The following is a 7,418-nucleotide window of genomic DNA, read 5'->3' as shown; positions in this document are numbered from 1 at the left end:
CGTCAGTGACAGCTCTTCAGCCTGAAAGTAGATATGGAAGCTCCTACTGATTAGCTCGTTGTTTTGATTCTGCAGTGCGTAAATTTCCGAGAACTTCTCCGCATAGAAGCTGATCCACTCATCAGGCGTGGCAAAGTTCGACTTGGCCCATAGCGAAGCGTTCAGGTCGTGGATTGCCTCTGACGAGGCCGACAGGAAGTCGTGGTTGAGCGGGAAGAACATCAGCAGCTCGCCTGGGCCGATCTGCTCGATGGCGTCATCCGTGACGATGTGCAGCCGCGGGCCTTGTGGCGTAGGGGCTGACAGAATCAACCCGGTGATGTCGATCTGTTCGTTCGGGCCGGCCTCTTGGCGCCGACACTCCTTCTCGCGCGCCAGCAGCACCGGCAGAGACGCTAGGGCAGCTCCGCGGGTGAGGTGCCCTAGCGTGCGCTGAACGACGCCATACTCGCCGGTGCCGGTGAACACACCACCTGGCCACTCGTGGAGTTTTTGGCAGGCAATGCTCCGCCTAAAGGCAGTGGAATTGGTGAACGCGATCGTCGTGTTGTCGGCGGAGACGATGAGGCTGTCTTCGGCCTGCATTGCAATGATGAATGTCATGCTGAGCGAATAATGTATTTGATTTTCTAATCCGAACCATCCCTACCCTGGAGAGAAAATGTCAGGCGGCGGTTACATCAGATAGCAGGGGCAATATTGAAGTGCATTGCCCAGGCACAGTTAGTATTCGTGGACAGAATATCGCCCTCTCAGGCCCGGCGCAAATTGGCACGAATATGCAAGGCATGCCATCAGCGGATTACAATAGCCTTTCATTCGTGGTGAAGGATGCTCAGGGCAACATCCCAGAAAAATATGCCCTACATCCTCAAAGACGGCAAAGGGCAGATATTCAAGGGGCGTGACCGACAAGTATGGCAGGACGCAGCGGATACATACCAGCGATCCAAATGACCTCTCGGGTCCATTTAGACCATGGTGCAACTGGAATGAATTTGGAAGAATAGTGGCTATGGGCGCAACCAAAAACAACGACGGCAAAGACCCAGCCGAAAGATAAAAATGCCGTGGCCGAACATCGAGAAGATGTCTTTCACCTGATCATCGGGTTTGAGGTAAATGATCCGAATGCCTACCGCGAGGTGTATGTTGCCCCCAATGGCATGAGAAAGGTTCATTACGTTCTGGAAGACCCTGGCCACACGTTCATGTATTTAACCAAAAATCTCAAGGTCACATTTTTCTACAGCCTCGGCCCGGCTTATAACAACCCTGTTCAGCGAGCCTACGGACAAGGGTCTCCAGAATACAAAATACCAGGCGACACTCGCCTTTTCAGATTTAACATAAGCGAGGATCAATACGAAAAGATGCTTGCCAAGGGAAAAGAATACCGAGCTGAAGTGCTGGCAGGGGCGAGATATTATAATATCTTCCAGAATTTCACCTGTGCCAGAAGTGCACGAGACATTATTGTCGCGGGCTGGTCGAGCGTTCCCAGAGGTTCTAGTTTTATAGGAAAAGGTGTTGTTATGGAGGATGTCGTAAACCCATACGCCTTCTATGAGGCCATTCATGACAAGTATCCGCAGGGTGAAATAAGACTCAGCCAGAATAAAACTGAGTGGCGCAATCTCATGCATGACGGGAATGCCTATCCAGGAAAAAAGCCGGACCCCACTATCAATCCAGCAGACTGGCCAAAAGAGCCTAAAGAGCAATGAAAAGAAAAAAATTAGTATTGCCCATACTTGCGATCATATTTGTTGCTTTAGGAGTTTTTATCATGAATGAAGGTGGCGAGAAAAAAGTTCCGAAGATCGTTGATGAGATATCCGATCGATATGGCACAGTCGTTAACTATGATCACTTTTAAGTGATGGCATGAAGAGTAAAAAACTCACGCCTCTTGACAAGGAAAACTTGGAGAGGTTTATAGGAACAAACTTGGACGTCCTGAGTGGGAAAGTCTCCCTTGATGATGTTGGCAATAAGGATGCAAGCATCAAGGTGGACTTGTTTGTTCCGAAGATTCCTACAGATCCAGTTGTTACCGGAACTTGTGGGATATACCTATATAATTAGCCGCCCATCCCAAGCCACACGGGGTATCGTTGGAGGCTTCTCAAGCGATATAGATCGCAAAGATGGGGATGCTCCCTGGAAGTATAGCAACATCACCATGAGCAATTCAGACAAAGTCGAAATTCTGACTAATTCGGACAGGCTGACTTTGAAAATTGGAATTGAAATTCGTAAAGAAATTTCTAATGTCAGACTTAAAGAGTGAAACAAAAAAAATAGATTTCTCACCCTACTATGATTATAGAAAATTCCACTCCTCTGACTATAATTGGCTCGGTTATGCCTTTTATAAATTTACAACCGTCAAAAATTCTGTTCCGCTAACAGTCGTGTTCGCGGTTAAAGAAGATCAATACAGCGAGCACGAGACCTATCCAAAGAATTGGTTCTATGTCTACATGAAGCGCGAAAGTTGATGCCGGCAGATCAAGAGCGGCGCTTTCGTTGATACGGAGAACGTGCACAGCGCCGCTTTTGTTGAGACCGGCAACATCTACAGGTTCACGATATGACTACTGGAAGACTGCTGTTGGCCATATGGATGACGGCCACGCTGACATCGTGACGATCTTGACAATGCGTAATCATCAAATCAAGCACATAGCCCGGTCCAACACCGGGCCATCCCCTTTAAAACAAGCCTCCACACTCCTCAGCATTCCAGTTCATGATCACCAATTCCCCCGAGGCCGTCGGCGCACCCTGGCGCTGATTGCCGTTGCTGTACTTGATATCCAGCTCCAGCATGTGGTGGCCAGCGAATGCGCGCCGGATGTCCGGATGGTCGTTGATGCTGACCATGACCCGGCCGCGCACGCGCTGCATGATCTCGGCCATGGCCTCGTATTCCGCGAACGGGAACGGCACGCCGTATCCCTCGGTTTGCCAGTAGGGCGGGTCCAGGTAGAAAAACGCATGCTCGCGGTCGTAGCGCTCGATGCAGCGCCGCCAGTCCAGGTTCTCGACCGTCACGCCGGCCAGCCGCAAGTGGGCGGCCGACAGATTCTCCTCGATGCGCAACAGGTTGACCGTCGGCGCCGTGGTCGACGTGCCAAAGGACTGGCCGGTGACCTTCCCACCGAACGCGTGCTGCTGCAGGTAGAAAAACCGCGCCGCGCGCTGGATGTCGGTCAGCGTCTCCGGCCGGGTCTCCTGTAGCCAAGCAAACACCTGGCGGCTGGACAGCGCCCATTTGAATTGCCGGACAAACTCCTCCAGGTGGTGCTGGACGACGCGGTACAGATTGACCAGATCGCCGTTCACGTCGTTGATGATTTCGCACTGCGCTGGCTGCTGCCGCAGGAAAAACAGCGCAGCGCCGCCGCAGAACACCTCGATGTAGCAGCTATGCGGCGGGAACAGGGGCAGCAGGCGGTCAGCCAGGCGACGTTTGCCGCCGATCCAGGGGATGATGGGGGATGCGTTCATGTAGGACTCCCAGGCCCTCGCAGGGGCTCAGGAGTGGGGGCGCGCGGCCCTCGGAGGAATGCTGGCAGATGCCGGCGGGGTTAAATGCCTTCCGGCATCAGGTCGCCGCTGTCGAGATCGGCGCAGTAGGTCAGCCTGGCCAGCTGCTCGGCCGGGACGTCGGTCGCCACGCCGCCGACCGCCTCGATCACAATCCCGTATTTGCGGCTCAATTCAGCCAGTTCGCGGCAGAAATCGCGGTATTCGGTCGGTATCATTTGCTACTCCTGTTTCGTTGTTGGCGTGACACCATTACCGCTCTGCCTGCGGCACCCCGCCGGACTGCCGCCCGGCAGTGGCGAGGTAGCGACATAGCAGTTCATAGCCCGGCAGCGCGGGCATTTGATATTCAATTTCACGAATTCACCTTCAGCCAGCTTCTTATTGCAACAATTACAACGTACTTCAATCATGACGAGCCTTAATTGTCTGTGGTAGGCTTTCCATGCTGTCGACAGCTGGGAAAGCCCACGGTCAAGGCTCGCAGGTATAGCTGCGAGTGCAACGATGGCGCGGCCTGCTGTTCCCGCAGCAGGCCGCGCCGCTTTCTTACTGCAGGCCAGCCCCACTGCGCTTCATCGCATCGATCGTGCGGGCCTTCTCGGCACTGCCGGCCGAACTGCCGTAGTAGTACTGGATGATGGAGCCGAATGCCGCGCCCAGCGCGCCAACCAGCACCAGCAGCGAGTCGCGGCCGGTAGGCGGCAGCTCCTGGAAAATCATCAGCGCCATGATGGCAAAGAAGCCGGCGACGACGACGGCGGCCAGCAACCGCGGCGTGATATCGCCGGTTTTGACCTCCCGTTCACGCGCGCTGGCGCGGTCGCCGGCGGCGATCGCCTCCAACGCCTGTTGGTTCTGGAACCCGAGTTCCTGCATTTTCGCCGCGAACTGCTGGTCAGCCTGTTTGACGGCCAGCATCTGCTCCGGCGTCACGCCAGCCAGAGCCTGTTTCACCGCCTCCTCGGTTTTTTCCGGCAGGCCGATCGCATCGGCCACAGCACTGACTGCCATACCTCCAAGCGGACCGCCAAGGGCAGTACCGATCCACGGTGCAACCGTGGCCACGATTTGTTTCCAGTCCATCACGCATCCTCCTTCGATTGAAACAGCGATTGCTCGGCCAGCCGGCGGCGGGTCAGGCCCGGCAGCATTTGGCCACCGGCTCGGTTCCAGCGCGGGAACTGGCCGGCGGCGCCGGCATAGTCGCCAGCGTTCAGCTTCCGCAGCAGGGTGGAGCCCTGCAGATTGGCCAGGCCCAGGTTGTAGGAGAAGCTGACCAGCGCCGAAAACTGGTTGCCGTTGAGCGGCACGGCCACCAGCCGGCCGATGCCGGACTCAAACCGAGCCAGGTCTTGGCGGAGCAGCTGCTCTGCCTGGTCGTTGGTGATTGTCAGCCCGGCTCGGACGTCAGTACCGGTATGGCCGTAGCCTATGGTCCAGACGCCGACGACGTCCTGGTAGGCGGTGAGGCGTAGGCCCTCGAATTGCTTGATCAAGACTAGGCCCTGAGCATTGGTTTTCATGGGTTTCTCCTGAAAGAGTTCGGCCCGCGCACGGCGGGCCGAATGGTCAGTTGTCGATATAGGCGTCAACTCGCTAAAACAAGGCATGACGTATGACTGCTGGGGGTTGTCATGAGACGCGCCGTTCCGGTTGTGCTGTATGGGCTAATGATCTCGGTTTGCCTGTATCTGATCTCAGATTGGGTGAGCAGCCATAAAGAGCCGGTCAAATGCGAGCTGCTTGTCGGCCAGGATCTGGACGTTTTGCCGGCCGCTTGCTTTGAACAGCAAATCCAGGCGCTGACACCGGACTAGCTGGCCAGATTGTCAGCGCGTCGCTTGAGCCACGCCTCCAGGTACTGGGCGCCCAGGATGCCCAGGCCGGCGCCGATGCCCACCAGTGCCGGCAGCGGCATGTCCGGAAACTGCGTCAACGCCACGCCGGCAACGGTGGAGGTGGCGCCGCCCAGAATGGCGCGGCCCACGGCCAGCCGGACGGTGATTTCTTCCTGGCTGACCAGCAGCTTGCCTAGGCCGATCAGCGCGCCTACGGTCAGCAACGCCAGCAATCCCTTCTCGTGATCCTGCATCTACCACTCCCTATATAAATGGCCGGAACAAGCCGGCCCCCCTCTTCCCCGCGCGTTACTGCGGCGGTAGTGCGTATGGTGCCAGCGCCGCGGTAGCGGCCACGCCCAGCGCGATGGCCAGCGGCTGGCCGGCTTGCAGATCCTCCGCCGCCAGCGGCCGGGGCTCGCCGACATAGGTCTGCAGTTGCTGGCTCATCGGATTGGGCTGATCGGCGGCGAAGCGCAGCGACACGCCCGCCACGCCGGCCGGCGACATGCGGATCAGCAATTCATATGGGTATTGGTTCATGTTTCTCCTCACACAGGGTTGCCGGTCCGGACGCTGATCCAGGCCGTGCCGTTCGAAAACGCGATCGCCGCGCCGCCGGCGGCGTCGGTGATGTAGACCGTCGCGCCGGCATAGGCGGCTGCCGCCGGCGCGGTGGCGCGGGTGTAGGCCGGCGCGGGCACCGGCACGGTACTGAACTGGCTGGTGGTCAGCAGCGGCTGCGGCTGCACGGCCAGGTAGTTGCCAGCCGGCAGCGCCGCGCCGACATGGGCCGGGCTGGCCGCCCAGCCGCCGCTGGTGGTGTCGCCGAACGCGCTGCAGCTGTTGGCGCCGGCCCAGGCCGGCAGCTGCGCGTACACGGTGTATGAAGTGGTGCCGTTCTGACACACCATGAAGGTGCAGCCGACGCTGCCAAACACCATGGCGGTGGCCGCGCCGAAGAACGGCCCTGTCGATCCAGGCTGCTGGGCGGCGCCGTTGCTGGTGCTGAACAGCAGCGTCGCCATCCCCAGCTGGCCATTGATGGCGTTGTAGCCGTTGCCGAACAACAGCATCAGCGCCAGCTTGGCGCCACCCTGCGGGCAGTTGAACGTACCCAGGCGCATGTAAGCGGCGGCGGCCTTGGTGTCAGGGACGTTGTCCTGCCGCGGCGGCCGGTAGCCCAGCGCCTGCAGCACCTGGTCGCCCGGCAGCGACTTCACGCTGCCAGCCACGCCCGACACCGAGATCGGCCAGGTGCCGCTGGCGTTGGAGCCGTCGGCGCGCAGCACGTTTGCGGCGCTGGGCACCGTGCGGCTGCCGCCGGCGGCGTCGGTCAGCGTCACCATGCCGTTGCCGGTCAGCCAGGCGTTGAACTGGTCCATGGTCAGGTTGTAGCGCTGCATCAGCTGGGTGATAGCTACCGCGATGTCGCCGAGAGAAGGGTCTGCCATCAGGCCTCCAAAGCAGAAGCCCCGCTGTCATCGCGGGGCTTCGGGTAGGTGTGTTTGACTTGCCGGATCTGCTCCAGCACTTGCGCCGCCTGTGGCGGCAGCTGGCCGGGCGGCAAGCTGGCCACCACGCGCCACAGCGCGTCCAGCTGGTCGCCGATGTCCGGGTACTGTTGGCGCCGCACCGCGGCGTGATCTCCAACGTGGTGGATCTTCATGTCGTCACCTCAAAAATCGCCGTCTGTTGTGGCCAGGCCTCCACCACGATCTGGTGGCGGCCAGGGTGCGCGAACGACAGCTCGCATGACTCCTCCGGGCACGGGTACGGCGTGCCATCGAGGATCAGCCGGCATGGCGCCGGCAACTGGCGCAGCGTCATGCCGTCCAGCACCGCGCTAGCGGGCGGGCGCGGCACGATGGCGCCGGCGCGCACATACTGCGTCACCGGGTCCGCCACGCCGATCAGGATTCGCTTGCCGGCGGCCTCGTCCAGCTGGATGTTCTCCGGCCGGCTGGTGCCGGTCTGGACGATGCGGCCGGCGTCGTCGTACTCGATGATGTCGATGGGCAT

General features: G+C 59.1%; 14 protein-coding genes. 3 read left to right on the top strand and 11 right to left on the bottom strand.

Features of this window, described 5'->3' with window-relative positions:
* Window positions 1-603 (bottom strand): hypothetical protein (locus tag BI347_RS22340; RefSeq protein ID WP_071117164.1); only part of this gene is annotated, 603 nt, incomplete at its 3' end.
* 467 nt (window positions 604-1,070) lie between these two features.
* On the opposite strand from BI347_RS22340, the gene BI347_RS23880 reads away from it, so the two are divergent.
* Both BI347_RS23880 and BI347_RS23875 read left to right on the top strand, forming a co-directional pair.
* Window positions 1,071-1,727: a hypothetical protein gene (locus tag BI347_RS23880; protein ID WP_139167307.1), complete on the top strand. Its 657-nt coding sequence runs from the start codon at window positions 1,071-1,073 to the stop codon at window positions 1,725-1,727.
* 160 nt (window positions 1,728-1,887) lie between these two features.
* A complete protein-coding gene (locus BI347_RS23875) occupies window positions 1,888-2,088 on the top strand; it encodes a hypothetical protein (RefSeq protein ID WP_139167306.1) in 201 nt (66 codons plus the stop codon).
* Between the two features lie 630 nt (window positions 2,089-2,718).
* Here the strand turns inward: BI347_RS23875 and BI347_RS22325 are convergent.
* From BI347_RS22325 to BI347_RS22315, 5 genes are all read right to left on the bottom strand, one after another.
* The gene (locus tag BI347_RS22325) at window positions 2,719-3,516 is read right to left on the bottom strand and encodes a DNA adenine methylase (protein WP_071116770.1); all 798 of its coding nucleotides are present in this window, start codon (window positions 3,514-3,516) and stop codon (window positions 2,719-2,721) included.
* Between the two features lie 80 nt (window positions 3,517-3,596).
* A complete protein-coding gene (locus BI347_RS24085; protein ID WP_158020821.1) occupies window positions 3,597-3,773 on the bottom strand; it encodes a hypothetical protein in 177 nt (58 codons plus the stop codon).
* 3 nt (window positions 3,774-3,776) lie between these two features.
* A complete protein-coding gene (locus BI347_RS23180) occupies window positions 3,777-3,968 on the bottom strand; it encodes a Com family DNA-binding transcriptional regulator (protein ID WP_083339053.1) in 192 nt (63 codons plus the stop codon).
* A 136-nt stretch (window positions 3,969-4,104) separates the two neighbouring features.
* Window positions 4,105-4,641, bottom strand: coding sequence for a hypothetical protein (locus BI347_RS24295; protein WP_193431063.1), 537 nt, complete (start codon window positions 4,639-4,641; stop codon window positions 4,105-4,107).
* On the bottom strand, window positions 4,641-5,081 hold the full coding sequence (locus BI347_RS22315) for a lysozyme (RefSeq protein WP_071116768.1): 441 nt from the start codon (window positions 5,079-5,081) through the stop codon (window positions 4,641-4,643). The genes BI347_RS24295 and BI347_RS22315 overlap by 1 nt, the downstream gene beginning before the upstream one ends.
* Before the next feature lie 111 nt (window positions 5,082-5,192).
* Between BI347_RS22315 and BI347_RS23870 the strand changes: the two genes are divergently transcribed.
* Window positions 5,193-5,375: a hypothetical protein gene (locus BI347_RS23870; protein WP_139167267.1), complete on the top strand. Its 183-nt coding sequence runs from the start codon at window positions 5,193-5,195 to the stop codon at window positions 5,373-5,375.
* On the opposite strand, the gene BI347_RS22310 is transcribed toward BI347_RS23870, so the two are convergent.
* From BI347_RS22310 to BI347_RS22290, 5 genes are read right to left on the bottom strand one after another with little or no spacing between them, the layout of a single operon-like run.
* Complete coding sequence (locus BI347_RS22310; protein WP_071116767.1) at window positions 5,372-5,650, bottom strand: phage holin family protein; 279 nt, start codon at window positions 5,648-5,650, stop codon at window positions 5,372-5,374. The two genes, BI347_RS23870 and BI347_RS22310, sit on opposite strands and share 4 nt — an antisense overlap.
* 55 nt (window positions 5,651-5,705) lie before the next feature.
* Entirely contained in the window at window positions 5,706-5,939 is a 234-nt protein-coding gene (locus BI347_RS22305; RefSeq protein ID WP_071116766.1) for a hypothetical protein, read from the bottom strand.
* Between the two features lie 8 nt (window positions 5,940-5,947).
* Window positions 5,948-6,850 (bottom strand): hypothetical protein, encoded by a 903-nt coding sequence (locus tag BI347_RS22300; RefSeq protein WP_071116765.1) that lies wholly within the window; start codon window positions 6,848-6,850, stop codon window positions 5,948-5,950.
* Window positions 6,850-7,065: a hypothetical protein gene (locus BI347_RS22295; protein ID WP_071116764.1), complete on the bottom strand. Its 216-nt coding sequence runs from the start codon at window positions 7,063-7,065 to the stop codon at window positions 6,850-6,852. Before BI347_RS22295 ends, BI347_RS22300 begins: the two co-directional genes overlap by 1 nt.
* Window positions 7,062-7,418, bottom strand: coding sequence for a hypothetical protein (locus BI347_RS22290; protein WP_071117161.1), 357 nt, complete (start codon window positions 7,416-7,418; stop codon window positions 7,062-7,064). Before BI347_RS22290 ends, BI347_RS22295 begins: the two co-directional genes overlap by 4 nt.

Origin of the sequence: Chromobacterium sphagni (genome assembly GCF_001855575.1) — a bacterium.
Classification (GTDB): Bacteria; Pseudomonadota; Gammaproteobacteria; order Burkholderiales; family Chromobacteriaceae; genus Chromobacterium; species Chromobacterium sphagni.
Note: the sequence above shows the minus strand (reverse complement) of the source record. Positions and strands in the feature narration are given on the sequence as shown.